The organism is Providencia sp. Je.9.19, assembly GCF_051129765.1.
GTDB lineage: Bacteria > Pseudomonadota > Gammaproteobacteria > Enterobacterales > Enterobacteriaceae > Providencia.
The window spans coordinates 56,808-83,600 of record NZ_JBCPSS010000003.1; the positions used below are offsets into that span (position 1 = coordinate 56,808).

The window sequence follows — 26,793 nt, forward strand, 5'->3', positions numbered from 1 at the left end:
CATGAATATGATGGGTATAACTAAGTAGATAAGCTCCGTGAGGATGCCTGCGCGCCATGAATTTAGACGCTACACCAATTATTACATCACTACTCGATACCGATGCTTATAAGCTCCATATGCAGCAGGCGGTCTTTCACCACTACAACCAAGTGCCGGTGGTTGCTGAGTTTCGTTGCCGTAGCAGTGAGCGCTTAGGTGCCTACGCACATGCGATCCAACAGCAAATTAACTTGATGGCGAAACTATCACTTTCTGATGAAGAATTAAGCTTCTTACGTAGCCTGCCATTTTTCCAAGAAGACTATCTCACTTGGTTTAAATCATTTCGTTTTAACCCTGAACAAGTTAAGGTTTCTGTCACTGATGACGGGCAATTAGCTATTCGTATAAGTGGCCCATGGCGTGAAGTGATCCTGTGGGAAGTACCCCTTCTTGCGCTAGTCAGTGAAATAGTCCAACGCGATAGACATCCAAATGTCACTGATGAAGATGCCGTTAACCAGCTAAGAAAATTACTGACTATTTTCTATAGCCAAGCATCCGAAAACCAACTTGACCTATCTAACTTTAAACTAATGGATTTCGGTACACGTAGGCGTTTCTCCTACAGTGTGCAATCTGCCATTGTTTCTATGCTAAAAAATGAATTCCCTTATTTGGTTGGGACAAGTAATTACAAGCTCGCCCACGAGTTAGACTTGATACCCGTTGGCACACAAGCCCATGAATGGTTCCAAGCGCACCAACAAATAAGCCCTGAATTATCCAATAGTCAGCGCGAAGCGCTACAAAGTTGGCTTAACGAATATCCTGATCAACTCGGTATTGCATTGACTGACTGTATCACTATGGATGCATTTTTACGCGACTTTGATGAAAATTTTGCGAAGCGCTACCAAGGATTACGCCATGATTCGGGCGATCCGATTGAATGGGGTAAAAAAGCCATTGCCCACTATGAAAAATTAGGTATAGATCCGCTAAGCAAAACATTGGTCTTTTCTGATAGCCTTGATTTGCAAAAAGCCCTTGAGCTTTATCGCTACTTCCATCAGCGAATTAATTTAGTTTTCGGTATTGGCACACGACTGACCTGCAATATTCCTAATGTCGTGCCGCTGAATATTGTGATTAAATTAGTTGAATGTAATGGAAAGCCCGTCGCGAAATTATCCGACAGTCCAGGCAAAACGATGTGTGAAGACGATGAATTCGTCAACCAACTCAGAAAAGCCTTTGACCTACCTAAAATGGAAAAAGCCAGCTAGTCCTCACCCCCTATTTTTAGCCTCTCCGCATAAGAATTTACATTTTTCTTATGCGGCGCTTTAAAAGCGCTTTTGCTTTCGCCCGCTTACTATTACTATAGCTTTTGAGCCCTATCTCTATCGTTTATATTCAAATAGAAAGGTTTGTAGCGATTTTTTACTTGTTTCCTACTAAATGGCAAGTAACATAGAGCTTTGGCCCCTGAAATATGGGATTTCGTTAATATATCCCTACTTTACTATTTTATTCGTTATACATTGATTGCTATACCTTAAATAAGAAATATCTAGCAATTCAATTTATTAAATGATTTTAATACGATTTGAGTTATATCCTAAATAATTCGAGTTGTAGGAAGGCGGCAAACAAATTGAGACCTAGGAGCATACATAAGTATGTGACTAGGTTCGATTTGCGAAGCCAACGCATCTACAGCTTGAAGTATGACGGATTGAGATAGTTAAAGTAGATATCGTTAAATTAAAAGAGAGTAAATTTTATGATAGTAGCGCCTGTAGTCGACGTACTGCAAGGCCGAGTGGCGGTAGGCTCAGAAGTCACCGTTCAAGGCTGGGTACGTACAAGGAGAGATTCAAATGCTGGTTTTTCTTTCCTCGCCGTTTATGACGGTTCTTGCTTTAACCCATTACAGGCTATCATCAATAATAATTTATCTAATTATAATGACGAAGTCCTTCATCTAACAACCGGTTGCTCAGTTGAAGTCACAGGCACCGTTAAAGAATCGCCAGGTCAAGGACAATCCTTTGAACTTGAAGCAACAGCCGTGAAAGTTGTCGGTTGGATTGATGATCCTGACACCTACCCTATGGCAGCAAAACGCCATAGCGTTGAGTTTTTACGCGAAGCGGCTCACTTGCGCCCACGTACTAACTTAATTGGTGCGGTTGCACGAGTTCGCCATACATTGGCACAAGCACTTCATCGCTTCTTTGATGAACAAGGTTATTTCTGGGTATCAACCCCATTAATCACCGCATCAGATACCGAAGGTGCCGGTGAAATGTTCCGTGTTTCCACACTGGACTACAACAACTTACCGCGCAATGACAAAGGCGAAGTTGATTTTAGCGAAGACTTTTTTGGTCGCGAAGCGTTCCTAACGGTTTCAGGTCAGCTTAATGGCGAAGCTTATGCTACTGCTATTAGCAAAATCTACACTTTCGGACCCACTTTCCGTGCTGAAAATTCAAATACTAGCCGTCACTTGGCTGAATTTTGGATGTTGGAACCTGAAGTGGCTTTTGCAAACCTAGACGATATTGCAGGCCTTGCAGAGCAAATGCTCAAATATGCTTTTAAAGCCGCATTAGATGAACGCCGTGACGACTTAGAGTTCTTTGCTCAGCGTGTTGATAAAGAAGTAATCAATCGCCTTGAAAGCTTTGTTAATTCAGATTTCGCACAAGTGGATTACACCGATGCGATAAAAATCCTCGAAAATTGTGGTCAGAAATTTGAAAACCCAGTTTATTGGGGTGTTGATATGTCATCTGAACATGAGCGTTATTTAGCAGAACAACACTTTAAAGCACCTGTTGTGGTTAAAAATTACCCAAAAGATATTAAAGCTTTCTATATGCGCCTCAACGAAGACGGTAAAACCGTTGCCGCAATGGACGTATTAGCACCGGGTATTGGTGAGATCATCGGTGGCTCACAACGTGAAGAACGTCTTGATATGCTAGATGCGCGTCTTGAAGAGATGGGTATGAATAAAGAAGATTACTGGTGGTATCGCGATCTGCGTCGTTACGGCACAGTGCCACATTCAGGATTCGGCTTAGGCTTCGAACGTTTAGTGGCGTATGTCACAGGTGTTGGCAACGTGCGTGAAGTTATTGCATTCCCACGTACCCCAAGAAATGCTTCATTCTAGTGTCACAAATTAGCTAAGTATTTTTTACTTTCTGTTTCTACTGAGTTAATTTGCTAAATATTGGGTCAATCATCAGATTGGCCCAATACTTTTTGTAGAAATCTTAATTATTATTCTGTTTTTATACCTCAGCATAAATTCTGTATAGTTGTTAACTCAATCACAAATTTTCTGTTATCGCCTTATAAGTGACCTGTTATTCAATCTTATAAGGAATAGCTAAGAATTATCTGCTTTTGCGATCCAATTACTGACTTCTTTTAGCACAAAACAGCATTCGAGTTTCCCTAAGTCGCTCAAAAAAAGCTCAATTCGCCTTGTGAAAAAGTTCACTTATTTTTGTAATATTTTTTAAACTGGTACGATGTGCGGTTATTATTTGATCTATTTTTTACATTTAGAAACACATTATTACCATTTGTTACAGAAACTTCGTTTTTGTAGCACTTTGAGGGTGGATTAATTTATTTAGCAATGGAACACTGGTCGCCGACATAGACGACACTAATCTCTCATAAATAGTTCCAAATAAATTTGAGAATTATTTTTGGCAGTGGCAGGTGTCCGAAAATAACACCAATGAGGGTAATAATAATGATGAAGCGCAATATTCTTGCAATAGTTATTCCAGCTCTGTTGTCTGCAGGCGCAGCAAACGCAGCTGAAGTTTATAACAAAGACGGCAACAAATTAGACGTTTACGGTAAAGTTGACGTTCGTCACTACTTCGCATCTGCTGATAAAAAAGACAGCAATGGTAATGCTAAATCAAGCCAAGACGGTGATGATTCACGTGTTCGTGTTGGTCTGAAAGGTGATACTCAAATCACTGATCAACTGACTGGTTTTGGTCGTTTCGAGTGGGAAACTAAAACTAACAAAACTGAAACTAACAACGAAAACAAAAACCGTTTAGCTTACGCTGGTTTGAAATTCGCTGATTTCGGTTCAATCGACTACGGCCGTAACTACGGCGTTAACTATGACACGAACGCATGGACCGACGTTATGCCTTTATGGGGCGGCGACACTATGGCTCAGTCTGACACATTCATGACTAGCCGTAACCGTAACCTATTAACTTACCGTAACAACAACGCGTTCGGTTATGTTGATGGCCTAAGCTTTGCTCTGCAATACCAAGGCAAAAATGGCGACAACAACAAATCTGGTGGCAAAAAAGTCAACGAAAACAACGGTGATGGCTACGGTCTATCAACTGCTTATGACTTAGGTTGGGGCGTAACACTGGGTGGTAGCTATGCTAGCTCTTCACGTACACCTGCTCAACAATCTGGTAAAATTAATGGTAGCCCAATAGTTAATAGTGCAACTGGCGACCGCGCTCAAGTATGGAACGTTGGTGGTAAATTCGACGCTAACAACGTTTACTTAGCGGCAATGTATGGTCAAGCACTGAACACGACTTACTTTGGTAAATTCGATACTATCGCTAACAAAACTGAAAACGTTGAGTTAGTAGCACAGTACCTGTTCGATTTCGGTCTGAAACCATCTTTAGGTTATAACCAATCTAAAGGTAAAAATGTTAATGGTGAAAACGGCGATATCGTTAAATACATCTCTGTAGGTTCTTACTACTACTTCAACAAAAACATGTCTGCAGTTGTTGATTACAAAATCAACCTGCTAAAAGACAACGACTTCAGCAAAGAATACGGTCTGATGACAGACAACGTAGTTGGCTTAGGTCTAGTTTACCAATTCTAATTATCAGTTAACTGATAATTTAGAAACAGTAAATATGTTTTTGAAAGCAGCACTTCGGTGCTGCTTTTTTATTGGTAATTATACACATAGCGTTCTCTCTCTATCTTGTAATTACGATGCCTATTATCGCCCACGACTTTGGCTCATCTAAGCTAAGCGCTAAACAATACATTCCCTCTAAAAATGCAATCAACACTCTCATCACCACACTCATTATCTTGCTTTAAAAACTAATAATTAGACAATATCACTGTATTACTGGCGATTACTGGTCGTATTGCAGGCAATATCTATCTAGTTCACAAGATCTCACCAATTATCGGTAAAACAGTTGGCAAATCCCCTCGCTCACGTTACCCTGAGAACTCGACATTTTCGGCTAAACCACCTTTCAGCTAACAACAGAGCTTTGGAATCGATAACATGTTTGAAAAAATCACTGCTGCCCCTGCGGACCCTATTCTCGGTCTTGCTGATAGTTTCCGTGCGGATCCTCGCGATAACAAAATTAACTTAGGTATTGGCGTCTACAAAGACGAATCAGGTAAAACACCTGTGCTTGATACTGTTAAAAAAGCAGAAAAATTTCTGCTTGATAACGAAAATACTAAAAACTATCTTGCTATCAGTGGAATGCCTGAATTTGGTCGAGTCACCCAAATATTACTATTTGGTGAAAACCATGAAATCGTCACCTCTAAACGTGCATGCACTGCACAAGCGCCGGGCGGTACAGGTGCATTACGTATCGCAGCTGATTTCATTGCAAAACAAACCAATGCAAAACGGGTTTGGATAAGCGGCCCAACTTGGCCTAACCATAACAATATTTTTGAAGCCGCTGGTTTAGAAGTTAAAACTTATAGCTATTACAGTGCCGCTAAACATGATATCGATTTTGAAGGTATGATAAGCAGCCTAGCAGACGCTACAGCGGGTGATGCAATTGTACTGCATGGTTGTTGCCATAACCCAACAGGTATCGACCCAACAGCCGAGCAGTGGTCTATTCTCGCAGACTTATGTGCAGAAAAAGGTTTACTGCCTATTTTTGACTTTGCTTACCAAGGCTTTGCCAAAGGCTTAGATGAAGATGCTGAAGGCCTGCGTATTTTCACCAAAAACAATCCAGAAATGATTGTCGCGAGCTCTTTCTCGAAAAACTTCGGCTTATACAACGAACGTGTGGGCGCTTGCACCATTATCGCCAAAGACAGCGATAACGCAGAGCGTGCATTTAGCCAAGCGAAAGCCGTTATTCGTGCTAACTACTCAAATCCACCCGCTCATGGCGCTGCTGTTGTCACAACCATTTTGTCTGATGAAAATTTAAAAGCAGAATGGATCCAAGAACTAACAGCAATGCGTGAACGTATTAAACGTATGCGCCAGCTGCTCGTAAAAACGTTGGAAGAGAAAGGCGCTAAACAAGACTTTAGCTTCATCATCAACCAAAACGGTATGTTCTCATTCAGTGGCTTAACCAAAGAGCAAGTAGAGCGTCTACGTAGCGAATTTGGTATTTATGCAGTGAGCTCTGGTCGTATTAACGTCGCAGGCTTAACACTTGAGAACATGGTTCCATTGTGTGATGCGATCGTTAAGGTGCTATAACGCCCTTTAAACGTTTATCGATGTTAATTGATGTAATCACTCAATGAATAACAAAAAACGCTTCTCAGCAATGTGAAGCGTTTTTTATTGCCATAAAAATAATATACATTCACCATTACTATTACTGACAATAGATAAAAACAATAATGCCTCAATCAGCAAATTGAGGCATTAAATCAAAATATCGAATAACTCACATTTACCAAACAGGCTGTTCATCCTGCAAAAACGGATTGGTCTGACGCTCATGTCCTAAATTAGACATTGGGCCGTGACCCGGAATGAATTGATAATCATCACCGAGCGGCAATACCTTGTTTTTAATCGAGGAAATTAGATCTTGATGGTTGCCGCGAGGAAAATCACTGCGTCCAACGCCGCCTTTAAATAAGACATCACCCATGGATATCAGTTTATCTGCGTGATTGACAAAAATAATGTGTCCTGGTGTATGCCCCGGACAGTGCAACACATCAAAGCTGATATCACCACAGGTTATCTTATCACCTTCTTCTAACCAATAATCTGGTGTGAAGTCTGGGCAATCGCCAATATAAAACATCGCATTTTGTTCGGCTAAGTTTTCAATCCAGAAAGCATCTTCTTTCTGTGGCCCATGAATGGGAACTGAGAAATGTTTTGAAAGTGTAGCTGAAGCACCGATGTGATCGGAATGACCGTGGGTTAATAGAATTTTAGTCAACTTCAATCCACGGCTTTCAATTGCAGAAATTAATTTTTCTGCCTCACCGCCCGGATCGACAATGACAGCTTCCATTGAATTTTCATCCCAAATAACATGGCAATTTTGCATAAAGGGTGTTACTGGGATAATAGTATATTTCATCAAGCAATTACTCCGTAATCTGTGTCACCTATGCACAGATTACCATGTTCTTGCCGGTCCTGTATCGATATGTACGAAATTGCTTCTTGGATAATAACCTACACCGCCAGCTTTCATTTTTAACGCTGCTTTACGGATGTTACTTAGCTGTAAACCTTCAATATGAAAATCCATTGCTTGACCACGGGTATGATAGCTTTTTTTCGCCACACCAGAGCCTTTTTTACGTAATGAATTATTGGTTTCCAATGAGCGATATCCAGAAATTAACTGAACCGGTTTATTAGTTCCCATCAACATCTGTAATAAATAAATTTGATCGAACAGCTTAGGGTCGATAGTTTTCACTTTATCGCAACGGTAATCACGAAACATGTGATTCAAACGCGCAAGCTCAGATTTGTTATAACTGCGGCCATTGAAAAATTCAGTTTTTAAAAATTCGCCAGTATTGAGATTTTCAAATCGTAGAATTCTTGGTCGTGGTGTCGTCATGGCAGCAAATACATGGCTAGGTAATAAGCTGAGGCCGATAGTAGCCGCACCAATACCCAACCACTTCCTGCGGTTTTGGTCAATTATATCCATAGGTGATAACTCGGGTCTTCGTTATTTAAAAAGAAACATCAGAACTGATTCAGTTTAGCAAATGATATTTAGCTTTAATGTATAATTATGTAAATTAATGCATAAAATAAACAAATTTTATGTCATTTACGCTAAAAGGTGAGTTTTATCACTAAAAATCATTCAATGATAATTTAGCTGCACGTCTCAACTTGTGAACTTAGCTTAAATAATAAAAAATATTGAGCAATGGAATTGATGTGAATAGTTATGAATCGCGATGAATATTCAGGGAAGTTACCTTCCCTGAATAAAAAGAAATGGATTAGCGCAGAATACTTTTTATAGCTGGCAAATATTTTTCCGTACCATCAATGCTCTTATCATATTGATAAATATCAGCACGATATTGCGCTTGTTGATCTTTATCCACCCAAGCCGTTTGATAATACAAATAGACCGGGATTCTATCCGGTATATTCACATAACGCGTTGAGCCTTCTTTTAACGCACCATCAATACGCTTTTGCTCCCAACCCGCATCACCAAGCAGAATTGTCGCTAATTCACTGGCTTTATTCACGCGCACACAACCTGAACTTATTGCCCTCGCATTACGATTAAATAAGCTGTGGTTTGGCGTATCATGTAAATAAATCGCATCCGAGCTTGGCATATTAAATTTATAGCGGCCTAAAGAGTTTGTTGGTCCCGGTGCTTGTCTGACTCGATATGGAAAATTCGCGGGTGTAATATTTTCCCAATCAATAGAGTAAGGGTCGATTTCAAATGAATCCTGTCCCCATCCTGAGTAGACCGTATAACCTCTGCGGCTAAAATAGCTAGGATCTTGCTTCCCTTTTGGCGCGATATCTTTACGTGCCATACTAGTTGGCACACTCCAAGGCGGGTTAATCACCACATTATTTAAAGCGCTGCTCATAATCGGTGTTTTACGATCCGCGCGTCCGACAATCACTTTAGAGTCTAAAATGACCTCATCGTTTAAATAAAAATCTAGCGAGTAGCCAGGAATATTGACTAAAATACCAGTGCCATTACTTGCTGGTATAATACGTAAGCGTTGAATATTTAATGCCATCAAGGCGGCTTTTTGTTTTGGTTTCATATTCAACCAAACTTTAGAGCCTTTACCCACCACACCATCAGCATCTAAGCCATATTGTAATTGAAATTTTTTTACGGCTTCAACAAGATCATTGCTATATAAACGAGCTGCTGCCGTCGCTTTGGCGATTTCCTCTGGCGAAGCCGACGCATCAACTTCTGTGGAAATAGCACTGCTATCGAGCAATCCATCACGATATAAGATTTCTCTCAAGGTAATAACATCATCACTTGATTGCCCAGGCTTTAATGATGTCGTGCTGGTAATTTCGAGCGCATCTTCAGTCATGGCGAGCTGTTTAAGCATTTCTTCGCGCATCGGCTGATACAGCGGATGATTAATTGCTTGGGACTTAACCCATGCTCCTAACCTATTTTCTGAAGCCGCATCGAGCCAAGGTTTCATTTGCGGTGCTGTTGGCGCTATTATTTTATATGGACGACTGGTATATAACCAATATTGGCCACTTGCCTCAACAGAAGATAGGTATTGTATATAGCCCATCATGGCATCAGATAAAATGACATCTCGGCCTAATTCACTTAATTGGCTATCTTCAAGTAACAACAACCACTCACTAAACTGAGGTTGCACCCCTGAAAGTGAAAGTTCAGCTAATTGTCGTTGAAATTGTTCGATAGCCGTTTCATCTTGCCACAACAACTTCATTTGCCGATCGGCATATATTTTAGCCAGTTGTGTGGTAAAAATAGGTCTAACATCAGCCGGTAATGACGATGTTATCTTTACCAAACTTTCTGCTGGTGTAACCGTGACCACTTGATTCAATTCAACAACTTGTGGCTGCTGCATTTCCGTCGTATTTAACTGCATATTTTCTTGTTCTGAAAATGCAGGAAATTGTAATGTCATCAGCCCACAGATTATCGAGACTTGCAGAGCTTTCACTCTTCTCTTTGCCATACATCCACCTTAAGTTACTACATGGATAACAATAGTTTTTATTATAGTTGCAAATTTATTGTATTTAATTTGAAAACGAATGTTATAGGAATAGACTAATTTTGTCTTTATTGAAAGACAAAATAGCATTAAGAATGGAAATAAATAAGAATTTAACTAATGAATAAGATCATTTTCAGTTTAAATCGACTAAAAATATCTGAATACTGAATATTGATGACTTTTATTATTTAATTTTCGGTATTTAATATAAAAATAGCTAAAGGCAATAAATACCTTTAGCTATTGATATTAAACAATTTTAATATTCTGAGTTGATAACAACTTCTTCACCAAACTGACCTGCTTTTGGCAATGGCTGGTAAGATGAGTTTGCCGCTCTTAACACACGAATTCCACGGATATTTAATTCTTTTGCTGCTGCGATATCTGCATCCGCATCACCATAATAAATAGTCAGCTTGTGATCACGCATCCAGCTGACTTTATTATTTTGTCCTGGTTCATCACCGGCAAAAATAACAGGTTGCATTTTATCTGCAGGGATAGCTAAACCTTCTTGTACGTATTTAGTCACAGTTTCGGTTTTAGTTTTTGTACGACCCGTAATGAAGTAAACAGTATCGCCTCTCGCTAGGTGCATTTTAACTAAATCTACACCTACTTGTTTAGGCATACTGAATTGATCCCACTCGTTATTCATTTTTTCCCAGAACTGAGGATTTTTCAGATAGCTATAATCATTTGGTGAAAATTCAATTTTTCCGCGATAAAAACCTGGACTTGAAAATAAAACAGTATCGTCGATATCAAATCCGACCGCCATTGGCGCTTTACCATCTAAACTTTTTTTAATTTGTTCAATTGAAACCCAATTTACTGGCTGCTGTTGCGCTAATTCAATAACAGTAACACCGGGACTAACCGTTGCTGGCATTGGGATCTTAGCTTGAGATGCAGCTGAAAAGCTGAACGCTAAAGCAATGGCGCTCAACGTTAGGGTAATTTTTTTCATCTTTAATCCTTGTTTAAGTTTATCCCGCCAATTAACCATTCTTTACTTTTATGGATAAACGAGTTGGTATCAATACAAACAAATACTGCATATCACTTATATTTATGAGGGTAATAAATAAATAGAGCAGCAAATACTGTGAAGTTAAATCACAAGTGCAATGATGATATGAGTTTTTATTACATTAAAATGAGACTAATATCTCATTAACGCTATCTATTATCGACTGGTATGATAATTATGTGACCCATGCAATTATTTTGTGCCACAAAACATTCATCGTCTTCATCGACATAATTTTTAAATAATAATAAAAAACCGACACGGTTTTACCCTATGTCGGTTAGTTTCAAACTGACGGCTGATATAAATGCGTCGTTATTGAGGCAATGCTGCCTGCGTAGTTGGTGTATCTTGACCAAATCCTTTCAGCCCAACCACATGCACATGTTCATTATTACCAAACACTTTACGCACTAACTTATACGTTGTGCCTTTTTCAGGACTGATATTTTCAGGCGCTGCAATAATTAACTGCATCTCTAGCCTATCGCACAATTCAAAGAGTGTGGCAATAGACTTCGCATCAAGACGTGCAGCTTCATCCAAGAAAAGCAAACGGCAAGGAATAATATCTTTAGCTCGTAATCTACGTGCTTCTTCTTCCCAGCTTTGTACAACCATGACCAATATTGACATACCGGTACCTATCGCTTCACCTGTTGATAAAGCACCACTTTCCGCTTTAAGCCAACCGTCTGAACCTCGATTAACTTCTACATCAAGCTCTAAATAATTACGATAATCCAACAACTCTTCACCAATGGTTTGCGGTAAACGCTGCCCCATATCAACTTGTGGATTTAAACGCTGATACAGCTTCGCCATCGCTTCCGAGAAGGTCAAACGTTGGCTAGTAAATAGATCTTGATGCGATTCGCTCTCCTCAGACAATACGCTAAGTAGTAAAGCATGGCTTTCACGTATATTAACGTTAAGTCTAACCCCTTTAACTTGACCAAAGGAGACTGCTTGTAATCCTTGGTTTAACATACGGATGCGGTTTTGTTCACGTTGAATAGTTTTACGAATAATATTCGCCACACTTTTCGAGCTAATCGCCAATTTTTGTTCACGAGCTGTTAACTCTTCGGTTAAACGTCCTAACTCAATCTCCATTTGCTCAATTGCATCAATGGGATCATCAGTACGAATAATATCTTGGCGAATACGTTCACGCAGATGCTGATAAACAGCAATAAAGAATTTAATTTTACGATCTGGGAATTTTGGATCTTCAGATAAACGTAAAACATCACGCAGATGTTCATTATCAGCGACAGCTAAACGCAGTGCACCCAACGCTTTATCCGACATAGAACGTAGACTGTCACCATCGGTATAGGCTAATTCGCGACGGTTTAAACGGCGTTCAACGCCATTATCTTTAACCAATCGCATTACTGCACACCAGCCCGCTTTAGCAGAAACAACTTGTTCACGTATTTGGAAGTAGTCTTTTTCTAACTTACGCAGTCGTTTTTGCAAATTGTCCATTTCAGCTTCACAAAGTGTGAGCTGTTTTTCTAACTGATTAATACGACTACGATTTGCCATTACTGACTGATGAAGTTCATCACGGCGAATACGCGCTCGTTCTTGTGCATCAGGATCGGCCTTAACACCAATCTCTTGCATCTCAACCTCAAGCTCTTTGAGCATTTCTTGCTTAGTATCAAAGGAGCTACGAAGAGAAGCAAAAACTTGATGATATTGCGCTGTCTGTGACTGATGTTGGCGTAACTGTTCCCTTGCACGACTACGTTCAGTTTCAGCTTGTTCCAAGCGTTGACGTAATTTTTCGTTCAGGTCAGCATTTTCATTAACCATACCCGTTGAGTCACTGTAACTAAAATGAGCTCTACGCTGTACAATTTCAACTAATGCAAAAGCTTGTTGTTTCGCATTTTGTTGGCTGTGTTTCGCCTGTTCGTAATCTTTACGCAATTGGTCATGTTGCTCAGGATCGCTCAGTAGCACTGTCACCATCGGCTCAAGTTTTGCCAACGCATTACCATATTTATTTAGGAAATGTGCAGCTTCCTCAGCTTCTGATAACTCTTCATTAATTTCTTCAACCCGATCAACTAAAGTCTCATCCATTAATAAACCCACAAGCGGTAACAAGCGGTTCAGGGTAGATAAGCTTTCTTTACCTTGGGTAAATTGCTGACGCTGTTGTTGAGTCTGCTCTTCGAATTGAGATAATGCGCGCTCAAGTTCATTACGTTTTTGATTTAACGTTTTAATTTCAGCTTCAGGGTCATCTTCAAATGCAACTGAAATATGCTGACCAATAAAACGGCTAAACGCTTGATGTGAACGCTGAATTTTCTGTACATCAAATGACAGCGTCGCATAACGCTCTGATAATCCATCACGCTCTAAAGTCAGCGACTCTAAATGGCTCTCACGCGCAGCGCGACCGAATAACGGTAATTCAGGATAGCGAGAATAGCGCCATTGGCGCTCGGAAGAGCGTACAAGTACTGCATTCTCAAATTCCTGTGCATCAAAAACACTATCGTCAAAACCTTGTGGGTCCCCTTCGATGAAATAAACATCATCAGGACAATCTTGTAATGTTTCCAGTTGGCTACGAACAAGGGCTAAGTCTTGAACCACAATACCGTGACGAGCAGGACCATAAAGTGCAGAGAAATAAGCCGCATCTTCAATCGTTATATCATCATATATTTCTGATAATAATACGCCGTTAAAACGTTCCGCTAATGCCAACATGCGGCTATCTTCCGCACCACTAGGTTGGCTAAGACGTTCAATTTGCTTTTCTAGCTCGCGTCGCTGCGCAGCAACTTCATCGCGTTCAACCGTAATTTCACGTTCCTGCTCAAGCAATTGCTGCATGTATTCAGTCACTTCACTACTGGTATTAAACGTCTCATTAGCTTGTTCATTGAGCTGTGTTAACGCTTCTTGCGCCATGATCCAAGCGGGCGCTTTAGCTGACAACTGTTGAATACGTAAACGAATTTGTTCAAGTTCTTGACGCATTTGCATACGTCTTTCACCACTTTCATTCACGCCAATACTTAGCTCTTCTTGTTGCGCTTCAAGCTCTGCCATCAACACATCTAGCTCATCAGGCTCGTAACTTTGCCCATGGCGCTTACAAAATTCACTCAGTAATCTTTCTGCATTTTGCTGACTATCCAAACGCTGACGCAACTCAGATAGTTGCATACGCAATGGCTGGACTCGTTCAGCTAGATGCGACTGTGATGACCAGTCACGTAATAACGTGCGTGCCTGTTGGTATGCGTCACTACGACTGACTTCGCCAACCATGGTTTTAACTAACTGATAAGCTTGTTCAAACTGGCTATGAGCGGCATCTGCCACACTCATCTTCTGTTCTAATGATAATAATATTTCGGTAGCTTGCTGCTCACGCGCTTCGAAAGTATCAAGCCATTCGTCGGCATTTTCTATTGTTAGCTCAGGTAACTGGCACAATTCACGAGCGCGCGTCAACGCTTGTAAAGCCTGTTGATATTGAATAGCGCGAGTTTGCTGAACATCCAGAGCTTGCTGATAATCCGCTAATTGATTTTTTAATTCATCGACTTCAACTTCAGCCGCTTCTGAACGCGCTTCATATTCTTCTTGGCTTTCTGTCGCGACAGCAACAACTTCAGTTTGTTCTTCTAGACGATAAGTTAGCTCTTCAATATCAGCTTGGTAGCGATCTATTTTTTCTTGTTGGCGTAATGCCGCCTGCACAAGACTCAAATGATCACTCGCCGCTTGGTAATCAGTTTCAAACACCAATGACGATTCATTTTGTTCGTTAAGCTCACGAGCCATATCGACGCTGCGAACTTGCTCAACTTTAAGCTGCTTGCGATTTGCATTTAATTCATTACGCGCAGCTAAGGCAGTATCTAAATGAATACGTCTTTCATTTGAATGACGCATATAATCAGCAGATACATAATCCGTCGCTTGGCTAATTAGATGTTTAAATAAGTCACGATCTGACTGTGTCACACGGATAGCTTCAAGGGTCAGACGGTTTTCACGTAATGCCGCTTCCATGTCTTGGAATGCTTTACGAACCCCGCTATTTTCAGGCAATAAATAATCACGTAATGAACGTGTAATCGCACTGGAAATACCCCCGTAGAGAGATGCTTCAATCAAACGGTAGTATTTACTACGGTCGCCAGCTGAACGTAAACGTTTTGGTAATACGCCGAGCTCAAATAATACTGAATGGTAATCAGTAATTGAGTTGAATTGCTTAAACTGTATACCTTCTTGCGCTTCAAGCCGTTCTTTTAACTCATTTAAAGGAATAACTTTAGCTTGACGACCATCAATAATTTCCGTCAAAATTTCAGTAGGCACTGTCGCAATTGGCACGCCTTGAACCATAAAAGGTTTGATATCAACTTTCTTATCACGACCCGCGACTTGTTGAAGGCGAACACCAACCATAACACGCTGATGTTTAGAGTTTAAAACATCTAAAATCGCGTAGCAGACCCCAGGACGTAACTTCCCGTGTAAGCCTTTGTCACGAGAACCAGAGGTGGCCCCAGCTTCCGTTGTATTACGAAAGTGTAATAAGGTTAAATCTGGGATCATGGCGGTAATAAAAGCGGCCATGGTAGTTGATTTACCCGCTCCGTTTCCGCCTGAAAGCGTGGTAACGAGTTCATCAAGGTCAAAGGTTCGAGCAAAAAAACCGTTCCAATTCACCAGCGTCAGTGAGCGAAATTTTCCGCGTTCAATCATTGTTGTCCATCCTCATCACTTTCTGCCGCTTCTTGATTTTCTTCAGGCTCATCTTCATCGCTATCTTGTAATGATAACTCCCCTTCAAGAGAGATAGCTTCGCCATCACGGATCATTCTTAATTGAGCATCTTGAGGGCTATCACCACTACGTACATCAGCGCCAAAACGAAATACAGACTCTGAAATGACGAATTTATTCGGATCATTTTGCAAGAAGTGCACCATACCCAAGCGGCGTAATCGATTTAACGAAGTTCTGAGTTTTTCTTGCAGTTTTTGTTTGTCTAAGTCAGAACCTGTCGAGCGCTGATTCACAAATTTCATTAATTTGCTTTCATCAGCAAGCGATAATAGCTCTTCGAACAATTCTTGAGAGGTAAAAATACCTTGATTGGTTAATCGTTCCGGACTGAGATAAAGATAACAAAGAATTTTACCCACCATCATATCCAGCTCAGAGAGTACCGAGCGTGGGATCAATGTCGTTGAACGGGGGCGCAAATAGAAAAAACCTTCTGGCGCACGAATCAATTCAACATTATAACGTGAGTAAAATTGTTCTAAATCTTCCTGAAAATCCATCAGAAATGCGTGATTATCAAGATCATCAATACTAATATGGCGACCCGAACGTAACTGACTGTCAAGCTCAGGGAAAATAGGATTAACGAGTGCTTGAGCCAGTTTAACTGGCATAAATTGTTCAATATTTGTCGATGACATGTGCCTGCACCTTGGCTCCGTGATCATTAATAGCACGCCATTTTGACGGTAATCCCGCCAAATCAGCCTCTGCGATACCTAGTTTTACAGCCTGATCGATAATAATACGCGCAACATCAAAATGGCGACTCTGCGGATATTGTTTCAAGTAATCTTCTAATACTTGCCCGACATCTAGCGGCTGTTTATCCGCTTTATAAAATGCCAGCTCAGCTTCCATTAACTCTGCAAGTCGATCATTTATTTCACTAAATTCTTCGAATTCAAGCTCTGGTGGTAATTCACCAGTGACCTCTTCATCATGCAACGCAAGCTCTTCATCACGCATATCAAATAGTCTATCTGCATTGGTATAAGTTAATGCCCACGGACTATCGAGGTACTGCTGTACCGATTGGCGTAATCGTTGAGAAAATATCCGATTTTTATCCATATCAATCGCTGTACGAATAAATTTATGCACATGGCGGTCATAACCAATCCATAAATCAATGGATTGCTGTCCCCAGCTAACAATTCGATCCAGTTTATTCTGCAAATCAAAAATTAGTCTATCAACCATATCAGAAAATTGAGGTGCGTTCAGATTCGCCTCTTGAATACGCATCAAGTTAGCTTGCAGTTTATCACCAGTGGCTTCCAGCGTATCTTGCAGCTCTCTTAATGTTCCTGATGTTTCAGACAATAATTGCTCACAATTGGCGATCGCCGCTTGCCAGTCTTGGCTCAATAATGCGGCAATATCTTCTTTCACTGAGCTTTGCTGCTCATCCATAATACGCTGGGATAAATCAATGCTGTCGAATATTTCTGCTACTGAATATTTTAATGGGGCAAAAACATAGCGATGCCAATAAAACTCATCGCCACCTTCCTCCGCTGCCTCTGCCGCACGAAGTAATTCACTCGCCACGATAGAAAGCTGCATTGACAGCCTTAATGTTGAAAATTCACGCTGGCGAATATAATAATCACTAATACCAATGCCTAAAGGCGTCAAACGATAAATGGCATTACCTTCAATGATATCACTGGCAAAGCGGTTAAATATCTTTTGACGCACCATATCATTGATGGCGTTATTTGCTCTGACAGAGAGTGACTCTGTTGTCTGTTCAAACCCTTTACAAACTTCACGAAAGGCATCAATTAGCTCCCCTTCGGTCATTTCACCATTAACTCTCTCACTGTTCAAAACAGCAACCGATAGCAAAAAAGCTAAGCGCTCTGCGGGAAGTGAAATCGAAAAATCATTTTTTCGTGCCCAAGACACCAGTTCAGGGACGGTCTGGGAAAACTCACTCATAAATCGTCCTTTTGTATTTGTTTTCGCGCCATGACATGAATATAGCGTCCCATGCTGATATAAGGTTCTTCACGACAATATTGCTGTTCTAGCGCCAGCAATGCTGGAAAATCTTTTTGTTGTAACTGTCTACTTTGCAAATAATCATGAAATACTCTTACGCCGCTTTTGCCTAAGATTTCCATATCACATGCCAAAAGCCATTCATCAACCTGTTGTGGGAAGAGTGGATTTTGTGGCGACAACGAACGCTTGCGTCTACGTTGGATGTGAGGGGTCGCGAGATGAAAATTGCCTAAAATCGCATTGCGCATCACTAAGCCATTTGCATTATAGAACATGACAGAAAATATGCCTTCAGGTCTGATTATATCTGCCAACTGCTCAATTGCATATTTTTGATCGCTAATCCATTCCAGTACTGCATGAAAAATAACGAGATCAACCGACTCCGTTAAATGTTGTGCAATATCCTGTACCGCACTGTTAACAAAGCGGATATTTTCACTAATTCCTTCTTCCTGCGCAAGCTCACTCGCCCTTTCTAGCATTTCTTCGGATAAATCGCAAAGTATGACTTGATGTCCCATCGCCGCAAGCTTGCGCGAAAAATGGCCTTCACCGCCTCCGGCATCAAGTATACGTAATGTTTGACCTTTAAAATGGCTTTCTAATAACTGGCTAAGATCTTGCCAAACGACCGCTTCACGTATTTTACCTTTTGTCGTTCCATAGATATTTTTTGCAAATTTATCGACAATATCATCAAAGTTGCGGTCTGCCATGTGCTATCTGGTTACCTATAATTCATTATTCAAAACATGTTTGTTGGTCAATCAGCCTAGCAACGCACCTGAAATTTATCAGTTTTTATTCTGTAATTCATGAATATGGCGTCGCTTATCATATAAAATGCAGGCAATGACTGAATCCTGAATTATAACAGATAATAGCTATATTTTTGCATAGTACTTTATTTTGCTCACTGAATTTCATTTTGGCATCATGACTTTCATTTTTATGCGCAAAATTTATTATTTCATCAAAGCTGGTTGAATTGAGCTCAATGAACAATAATGCGTTATAAACCTCTAAAATAGGCTTTGTTATGTTATTTCTGCTAAAAAAATATATTGGTGCATTATTGATGCCATTACCGCTCCTGCTGATTATCGGATTTATCGGTTTAATTCTATTGTGGTGTACCCGATGGCAAAAAAGTGGCAAAACACTGGTCAGTGCCAGTTTGCTCTTCATCTTACTGTTAGGCCTACAACCAGTATCGGATAATTTGCTCGCCCCCATTGAAGGCAAATATAACCAACGTTATGAATTAACTACCCCCAATCCACCAGAAAATGTGCATTATATCGTTGTTTTAGGTGGTGGATTTACCTATAACCCCGATTGGAGCCCAAGCTCTAATTTATTGAATAATAGCCTTCCTCGGGTAACCGAAGGTGTGAGACTTTATCTGAAATACCCTGGCAGCAAACTTATTTTTACTGGCGGAAAGGCCAATAATCCCATAAGCAGTGCAGAAGTCGCCGCACAAGTTGCTCAATCGTTAGGAGTTCCCGCTGAAGATACTATTGCACTCACTGAGCCCAAAGATACGCAAGAAGAAGCATTTGAAGTCGAAAAAATTATAGGTAAAGAGCCTTTTTTATTAGTGACATCGGCAAACCATCTGCCTCGGGCAATAACCATGTTTACGAGTAGAGGAATGCAACCATTACCAGCCCCCGCAAATCAACTGGTTATTACTAGTGCAATCAATCCATGGGAAAAATACATCCCATCTTCTTATTACTTTGGTCATAGTGAACGCGCTTGGTATGAGCTAATTGGCACAATATGGTGGCATTTAAAACCGGATAACACTCAAGTGTTAGAGCAACCGTTACTCACCCCTGAAAGTATTGATGCAGAATAATGCGTCATTACAACGCACAAAAAAAGGTGTAATCCATTGAATTTACACCTTTTATTTTTAGCTAGATTAGCCGTTCAATATCAGTCGCTATTGTGATGCAAATTGCTTTCTGACAATTTCAAGATCTTGCGGGGTATCGACACCAGCTCCAGGTGTTTTTTCGGCAACCGCAACATGAATTTTTTCGCCATACCATAGCACTCTAAGCTGCTCTAGCATTTCGATTTTTTCTAATGGGCTCGCTTCCCACGTAATATAACGACGAATAAAACCTGCACGATATGCATAAATACCAATATGTCGAAGAAAATAATCGCCAATGGTATTTTGACCAGTTGAAAAATTGTCTCTATCCCAAGGGATGGTGGCGCGTGAAAAATAAAGTGCATAGCCTTCATTATCAGTAACAACCTTAACTGCATTAGGATTAAAAGCTTCTTTAGCATCATGAATAGGCACAGCAAGTGTGCCCATATTAGCTTTGCTTCCTTGAAGATTACTAGCAACTTGGCTAATAATTTCAGGTGGGATTAAAGGTTCATCACCTTGAACATTAACAATGATTTCGTCATCTGAAAAACCGTAAAGGTCGATAACTTCCGCAAGTCTTTCTGTGCCAGATTGATGATCAGGATTTGTCATACAAGCTTCGCCACCCGCTTGGATTACCGCCGCGGCGACATCAGGATGATCAGTCGCCACAATAACTCGGCCTGCACCTGATTTAATCGCTTGCTCCATCACCCGCACAACCATAGGCTTGCCATGAATATCAGCGAGAGGCTTACCCGGTAATCGAGTTGATGCGAAACGCGCAGGAATAATTACAGTAAACATAATAGTTACTGTCCTTCATCTAAAGATACTTGGCGAGCTTCGGTTTCTAGTAATACGGGGATACCATCGCGAATTGGATACGCTAGATGGTCAAATTTGCAGATTAATTCGAGGTTGTCTTTGTTGTAACTTAATTTACCGTAACAAACTGGACAAGCGATGATTTCAAGTAAACGGTGATCCATGTTTTCTCCCAAATGGAATTAACTCACTTGGCGTCAGGATATCACATGCAGATATCACCGTTAACTTTAATCTTTCTAGATACAATCTCCTGCAAGAGATAAGAGGATAGTCAGCAGGAGAAAAAGCGCTTTTAATTATTTAATTAGTACGCAATAACGTCGGTTGCCATAATACCATTTGAATTGCGAGTTACTGAAAACTCGACGTTTTGGCCTTCAGCTAATGATTTCATTTTAGTGCTAGCAATTGATTTTCTTGTTACAAATACATCATCACCACCATGGAATGGTGAAATAAAACCGTAACCTTCTTTTGCATCAAACCATTTAACTCGACCCATATGTAATTGAAAATTCATATTAAAACTCCTTTTGTTCTAAGAACAATATTTCTTTTTATCGTTTTATTATTACTCTTTAGCGTTTTCCCATTATAAATTGCCGATCTATTAACACGTTTAAGAGTAATTAAACTTTTACCAATATATGCACTTAATAATTGTGCGTTATTTATTACGATCCCAATAGTGAATTTCAGACACCGCGCATCTACTGTGAATTTAACAGTGTATTTTGACATTTTGATGACAAAACTGATTAAAAATGTAGTTGTTGCGAGGATATGAAGACTAACTAAAGAACGGATCGTGAAATTTAAGCTAGTATAAAATCCAGTTATTAATGTATTGCATCCATATACATAATAAGTGGAGCTATATCACAGTGCGGCTATTATTACCATAATCAAACTTCATAGGCAAGTTTTTTTATCGTTTGAGATAATGTTTTTTATTTCACTTAGAATAGTTTTAGCACCAATTTCATCAAGCTGAGCTTGCACAGGTAAGTACCACCAGTTAGCTTGTGCAAAAGACTGGCATTTAACTGCATCTTTTTCTGTCATTAATAAACATTCATTTAAGTTAGTTAATGAGGCTAGCTGTTGTTGGTCATAAGGTTGATGATCAGAAAAAGCGTAGGTTTTTATTACGTTTAATCCTTTGCTTTGCAAAGAATTAAAAAATCGAGGAGGATGTCCAATACCCGCCATCGCAATAACCGATTGCAATTGATTAACTGGACATCTCTTGCCACTCACAAGATTAACAGCAATATCCCCTTCAAGAGACATTAAGACTTCATTACCTTTCGGGCTCCCGCCATTAACAATCTGTGCGTTAACACTTTTTAAGCGTCCTGCGCGTTCACGCATAGGACCTGCTGGTAGCCACCATCCATTTCCAAAACGGCGTTGACCATCAATAACCACAATTTCATAATCTCGTTTTAAAGCATAATGCTGTAATCCATCATCTGTGATAATCACATCTAACGAATTATTAGCTAATAAAGCTTTAATCGCATCACTACGTTTAGGTGCAACGGCCACCGGTGATTTGGTTCTGTGCCAAATTAGCACAGGCTCATCACCCGCCGATGCCGTGGTCGTTTGATCATCGAGTAATAATGGATAATGCTCAGATTTACCACCATAGCCCCTAGAAACAACCCCAACACGATAACCTTCTTTGGTTAATGATTCTACTAACCAAATCACAACAGGCGTCTTACCGTTACCACCCGCCGTTAAATTGCCAACGATAACGACAGGGATCGGCGCTTGCCAAGAACGAAATAATCCAGTTTTGTAACCAAGATGCCTTACTGCCGTTATCAATCCATACAATATGGATAACGGCAGTAATAAAATGTACAGCCAAGATCTACCGGACCAAATACGTTCAATCATTGCTTAAACTGTATACTATGTAATTGAGCATATGCGCCATCTTCAGCTAACAGCTTCGCATGATTCCCACGTTCAATAATATGTCCATCCTGAACGACTAGAATTTCATCCGCATTTTCAATTGTAGACAGTCGATGAGCGATAACCAATGAAGTACGATTTTTCTGTAATTCATCAAGAGCAGCTTGGATAGCACGTTCAGACTCGGTATCTAGTGCTGATGTTGCTTCATCAAGGATCAAAATAGGAGAATCACGTAAAAGCGCACGTGCAATAGCGATACGCTGGCGCTGCCCACCAGAAAGCATCACGCCATTTTCACCTATTATGGTATCTAAGCCTTTATCCAATTTATCGATGAAGTCCATTGCATAAGCCATTTTAGCTGCTTTTTCAATCTGTTCGCGGCTATAGCTACCATCTGTTGCATAAGCAATATTATTTGCAATGGTATCGTTAAATAAATATACATGTTGCGATACTAATGCGACTTGGCTACGTAATGATTCCAGCGTGTATTCACGAATATCATGACCATCAATGCGAATACTACCCTCATCAATGTCATAGAATCGAGTAATCAAATTTGCAATCGTTGATTTGCCAGAACCTGAACGACCGACTAAAGCAACTGATTTGCCTGCGGGTAAGGTAAATGAGATGTTATCTAACGCAGGATGATCTTTCGTTGCATAGGTAAAAGTGACATTTTCGAATTCAATATCACCTTTTACTTCTTTTAGCACTTTGGTGCCTTCATCTTTTTCTTGCTCGCTATCTAAAATAGCAAACAACGTCTGACAAGCAGCCATACCGCGTTGGAATTGTGCGTTAACATTTGTGAGTGATTTTAAAGGGCGCATCAAGGCAAACATTGATGAAAAAACAACAGCGATAGTCCCTGACGTTAATTGCTCACGAATTTCAGGAAAGCTGGCGGCATAAAGAACAAAAGCCAATGCAAAAGACGCAATCAATTGAACAATTGGGTCTGATATAGCAGAAGCGGTCACCATTTTCATATTTTGGCGACGCATATTATTACTGACTTTACCAAAACGTTCAGTTTCAACTTTTTGCCCACCAAAAATTAAAACTTCTTTGTGCCCTTTCAACATTTGTTCAGCACTAGCAGTTACATGTCCCATACCCGTTTGCATATTTTTACTAATTGAGCGAAAACGTTTAGAAACAATACGAATAGTGATTGAAACAACTGGTGCGATTACAATCAAAATAAGCGATAACTGCCAGCTATAATAGAACATCATCGCAAACAAACCGATGATATAAGCACTTTCACGGATAATCGTGATTAAAGCGCCTGATGACGATGAAGCAACCTGTTCAGAGTCATAGGTAATCCGAGACAATAAAGTCCCTGTTGATTGCTGATCAAAAAAACTAACTGGCATTCCCATCATATGACCAAAAAGTTTTCGGCGCATATTCATTACAACTTTGCCAGATACCCACGAGACACAATAGGTAGAAACGAAGCTAGACAAGCCACGAATAATAACCAACCCTAACACAGCTATAGGTAGCCATTTTAAAACGTCGTTATCAGCTTTATCAAAGCCTTCATCAAGTAAAGGTTTTAACAAGGAAATCATGAACGCATCGCCAGCGGCGTTGATGACAAGCGCTATCGCTGCAACGATTAAACCCGCTTTAAACGGCGCGATAATCGGCCATAAGCGACGAAATGTTTGTTTTGTAGAAAGATCTATATCATTCATGCTTTTATTACCAGACTTAATGTAAGCGCACTATTCTACTAGGGAAATAGCAGATCACCAAACCACAGATGGTACCACCGAGGATTAATTTCATTTCGATAGCGTAAAATATTTATTTTTTCTTTTTTAAACCATAGAGTTAACTGCCCTGTCTCAGACGTATTCAACCATTTAATATTATTCTGTTTATACCTAAAATGCACTTTATCAGCAGGTATTTTCCATGGGCTATACCGCGCAGAAGAGACTATCGCTGTCGATGGGCTAACAGTTCTTAAAAATAATGCCGTTGAAGAAGTACTACTTCCATGATGAGGTGCAAATAAAATATCTGAACGTAATTTATTTCGATACATTGCCACCATCATTTTTTCACCTTGTTTTTCTAAATCACCAGTGAGCAAAATTTTATGATAACCATCCGTCAATTGAATAACGCACGAATCATTATTATGTGAAATTTCAGATAACTTTTCAGGCCAAAGTACTTCAAAACTAAGTTTTCCCCATTGCCACTGTTGCCCTTTATAGCAAGGAAGATGCTTATGTTTAAATAAGTGATTACTCACAACAACCCGTTTATCTCTTACGAAGCGACTATTTTTATTTGAATGACTTTTGCGTCCAGAATTATTATAGCGTCCAAAGCTACTACGTACACTGAGCCATGGGTAATAATTAATGAGGTCAGTCACTCCTCCAGTATGATCTAAATGATTGTGGCTAAGAATCAGCCCCATTGGAGTAATGCTGTGATGTTTTAGAAAAGGAATAATTTGCCGTTTTGCATTACTCTCTCCCTGCCATCGATTCCCCGTATCATAGAGTAGCGCTAAATTGTTTTGCTCAATCACCACAGCTAAGCCATGACCTATATCCAATACAGTTAAGCTCCACTCACCTCTAGGTTCTATTTCTCGCATTCTATCCGTTAATACTAAAACAATTACACACCCCAATAAGCCAATATAATTTTTATACCAACTAAATAGGATGACTAAGGCAACTACCCAACATATTAGTAAAAAATAATAAGGAAACGTATTTAATTCAAACCAAAAACCACTTAAAAACCCCAATGGCTTCATACCAAAGCCAATAACTTCGTCAATAAAAACAAAGAGCCAATTTTGTACGTAAGTAACGGGTAGCAAAAAAATACAAAAAATAATAGGTACGACAATCCACGAGATAAGAGGAACAAACCAAAGATTGGCGAAAAAACTCATCACGTTGATGCCTTTAAACAAAATGACTTGTATGGGAATTAATAAAATGAGCAACCCAATCTGCAAATGAATTAACGGTAAAATTTTACTCATAATTTTTCGTTGATTCATGCTTGAAGATAGGGGAAATACAGTAAACCAATATAATATTGCCAGTACCGCAAAACTCGACAACCAAAAACTGTCTGAAAGGATAGATAATGGATCAAAAAATAAGATACAACCGATACTCCATATCGCCCATCGCCATGAAAAGCAGTAAAACGGTTGCTTACGAATATACACCCATAACAACAATGCCAGTAATGCTCGAGTTGCAGGAATAGCAAAATTAGACACCCAAGCGTAAAGAAAGGCAAAAATTAATCCCAGTATAATCGGTATGTTTTGACTCACTAACCTGACAGGAAACAAATACTGTAATAATCGAGCAAATAAATATCCTAAAAGATAGGACATACCGATATGCAAACCAGATATTGCAATCAGATGAGTAAGACCTGTATTTTGTAGCAGTACTGAATGCTCTGGAGACAATAAATTGCGCTCACCAAACATTAAAGCGTAAATAATACCTGAATATTTAAGTGGGCTTATTCCATCAACAAATTGGTTAATTACCTGCTGCCTGAAGGAACAATGCTCGTTTAATATTACACTTTTCTTATTTTTTAAAGTTCCGATAACACGCTGAGCCAATTGATAACGTTGTTGATTAAATCCCCCTTCATTTAATGATGAATGTAATGGGTTCAATTTTGCTTGTAGTTGCCATTTCTGTCCCGCACAAATTTTTATTTTAGAATGTCTCTTCCTTTTCCATGTCGCATACAGCGGTGGAAATACCGCTATTGAATTTATATAATCGATTCGGACTTTAAGTTTTTGTTCTATGTCATCCCTTAGTGGAATGCTAACAACGGTGATATCCAATTGGTGGTGCTGCTTAGAAAGTAAGTTTATTTTTTGTTTTAAATCGATACCGTGCCAACAGCCCCATAAAAAAATCATCATGACCAAAGTGATAAACTTACCGATTCTATTAATTTTACAAAAAAGCAGAAACAAAAACAGGATTGCAAAAATAACTAACGTACTATTTATATTGGGTAATTTTGGTAAAAAAAGAAGGGGTAACACACCGATAATTACTGCAATCGCAGCCTCTGTATATGAAAGGGAAATCGTTTTTTTATTCTGATATTCCCCCCCATTCATATTCTATGCCTCGTTAAGTTAATAAGATAAACGACAACATAAATT

Annotated in this window: 19 protein-coding genes; 5 read left to right on the top strand and 14 right to left on the bottom strand. The window is 39.7% G+C overall.

The genetic code is table 11. The features are described from left to right. The first annotated feature begins 56 nt into the window (after positions 1–56). The 4 genes from pncB to AAZR93_RS12910 all read left to right on the top strand — a co-directional run bounded on the left by pncB (position 57) and on the right by AAZR93_RS12910 (position 6,517). On the top strand, positions 57–1,271 hold the full coding sequence (gene pncB / locus AAZR93_RS12895) for a nicotinate phosphoribosyltransferase (RefSeq protein WP_434720029.1): 1,215 nt from the start codon (positions 57–59) through the stop codon (positions 1,269–1,271). A gap of 500 nt (positions 1,272–1,771) precedes the next feature. Continuing rightward, positions 1,772–3,172: an asparagine--tRNA ligase gene (gene asnS / locus AAZR93_RS12900; protein ID WP_434720030.1), complete on the top strand. Its 1,401-nt coding sequence runs from the start codon at positions 1,772–1,774 to the stop codon at positions 3,170–3,172. Between the two features lie 594 nt (positions 3,173–3,766). Next, positions 3,767–4,903: a porin gene (locus AAZR93_RS12905; RefSeq protein WP_434720031.1), complete on the top strand. Its 1,137-nt coding sequence runs from the start codon at positions 3,767–3,769 to the stop codon at positions 4,901–4,903. A gap of 423 nt (positions 4,904–5,326) precedes the next feature. Continuing rightward, entirely contained in the window at positions 5,327–6,517 is a 1,191-nt protein-coding gene (locus tag AAZR93_RS12910; protein WP_434720032.1) for an amino acid aminotransferase, read from the top strand. Positions 6,518–6,716: 199 nt separating this feature from the next. Here the strand turns inward: AAZR93_RS12910 and AAZR93_RS12915 are convergent, their stop codons facing one another. From AAZR93_RS12915 to cmoM, 8 genes are all read right to left on the bottom strand, one after another. Beyond that, positions 6,717–7,364 (bottom strand): MBL fold metallo-hydrolase, encoded by a 648-nt coding sequence (locus AAZR93_RS12915; protein WP_294107314.1) that lies wholly within the window; start codon positions 7,362–7,364, stop codon positions 6,717–6,719. Between the two features lie 39 nt (positions 7,365–7,403). Next, positions 7,404–7,952, bottom strand: coding sequence for a YcbK family protein (locus AAZR93_RS12920; protein WP_294107315.1), 549 nt, complete (start codon positions 7,950–7,952; stop codon positions 7,404–7,406). A 304-nt stretch (positions 7,953–8,256) separates the two neighbouring features. Further along, positions 8,257–9,984, bottom strand: a complete 1,728-nt coding sequence (gene ldtD / locus AAZR93_RS12925) for a L,D-transpeptidase (RefSeq protein WP_434720033.1) — start codon at positions 9,982–9,984, stop codon at positions 8,257–8,259. 301 nt (positions 9,985–10,285) lie between these two features. Then, entirely contained in the window at positions 10,286–10,999 is a 714-nt protein-coding gene (aphA, locus tag AAZR93_RS12930) for an acid phosphatase AphA (RefSeq protein ID WP_294107317.1), read from the bottom strand. 378 nt (positions 11,000–11,377) lie between these two features. Then, the gene (gene mukB / locus AAZR93_RS12935) at positions 11,378–15,820 is read right to left on the bottom strand and encodes a chromosome partition protein MukB (RefSeq protein WP_434720034.1); all 4,443 of its coding nucleotides are present in this window, start codon (positions 15,818–15,820) and stop codon (positions 11,378–11,380) included. Then, entirely contained in the window at positions 15,817–16,545 is a 729-nt protein-coding gene (gene mukE, locus AAZR93_RS12940) for a chromosome partition protein MukE (RefSeq protein WP_336430811.1), read from the bottom strand. The genes mukB and mukE overlap by 4 nt, the downstream gene beginning before the upstream one ends. After that, entirely contained in the window at positions 16,526–17,851 is a 1,326-nt protein-coding gene (mukF, locus tag AAZR93_RS12945; RefSeq protein ID WP_336430812.1) for a chromosome partition protein MukF, read from the bottom strand. Before mukF ends, mukE begins: the two co-directional genes overlap by 20 nt. Continuing rightward, complete coding sequence (cmoM, locus tag AAZR93_RS12950; RefSeq protein ID WP_434720035.1) at positions 17,848–18,636, bottom strand: tRNA uridine 5-oxyacetic acid(34) methyltransferase CmoM; 789 nt, start codon at positions 18,634–18,636, stop codon at positions 17,848–17,850. Before cmoM ends, mukF begins: the two co-directional genes overlap by 4 nt. Before the next feature lie 323 nt (positions 18,637–18,959). On the opposite strand from cmoM, the gene elyC reads away from it, so the two are divergent. Beyond that, entirely contained in the window at positions 18,960–19,787 is an 828-nt protein-coding gene (gene elyC, locus AAZR93_RS12955) for an envelope biogenesis factor ElyC (RefSeq protein WP_434720036.1), read from the top strand. An 87-nt stretch (positions 19,788–19,874) separates the two neighbouring features. Here elyC and kdsB read toward each other — a convergent pair whose 3' ends face one another. From kdsB to AAZR93_RS12985, 6 genes are all read right to left on the bottom strand, one after another. Then, positions 19,875–20,624: a 3-deoxy-manno-octulosonate cytidylyltransferase gene (gene kdsB, locus AAZR93_RS12960; protein ID WP_294107322.1), complete on the bottom strand. Its 750-nt coding sequence runs from the start codon at positions 20,622–20,624 to the stop codon at positions 19,875–19,877. A 5-nt stretch (positions 20,625–20,629) separates the two neighbouring features. Further along, on the bottom strand, positions 20,630–20,809 hold the full coding sequence (locus tag AAZR93_RS12965; protein ID WP_294107323.1) for a Trm112 family protein: 180 nt from the start codon (positions 20,807–20,809) through the stop codon (positions 20,630–20,632). A gap of 143 nt (positions 20,810–20,952) precedes the next feature. Then, complete coding sequence (locus AAZR93_RS12970; RefSeq protein ID WP_434720037.1) at positions 20,953–21,168, bottom strand: cold-shock protein; 216 nt, start codon at positions 21,166–21,168, stop codon at positions 20,953–20,955. A gap of 392 nt (positions 21,169–21,560) precedes the next feature. After that, positions 21,561–22,559, bottom strand: a complete 999-nt coding sequence (gene lpxK / locus AAZR93_RS12975; protein WP_434720038.1) for a tetraacyldisaccharide 4'-kinase — start codon at positions 22,557–22,559, stop codon at positions 21,561–21,563. Further along, the gene (msbA, locus tag AAZR93_RS12980) at positions 22,556–24,301 is read right to left on the bottom strand and encodes a lipid A ABC transporter ATP-binding protein/permease MsbA (RefSeq protein ID WP_336430815.1); all 1,746 of its coding nucleotides are present in this window, start codon (positions 24,299–24,301) and stop codon (positions 22,556–22,558) included. The genes lpxK and msbA overlap by 4 nt, the downstream gene beginning before the upstream one ends. Before the next feature lie 38 nt (positions 24,302–24,339). Beyond that, on the bottom strand, positions 24,340–26,748 hold the full coding sequence (locus AAZR93_RS12985; RefSeq protein ID WP_434720039.1) for a DNA internalization-related competence protein ComEC/Rec2: 2,409 nt from the start codon (positions 26,746–26,748) through the stop codon (positions 24,340–24,342). Positions 26,749–26,793 lie beyond the last annotated feature (45 nt).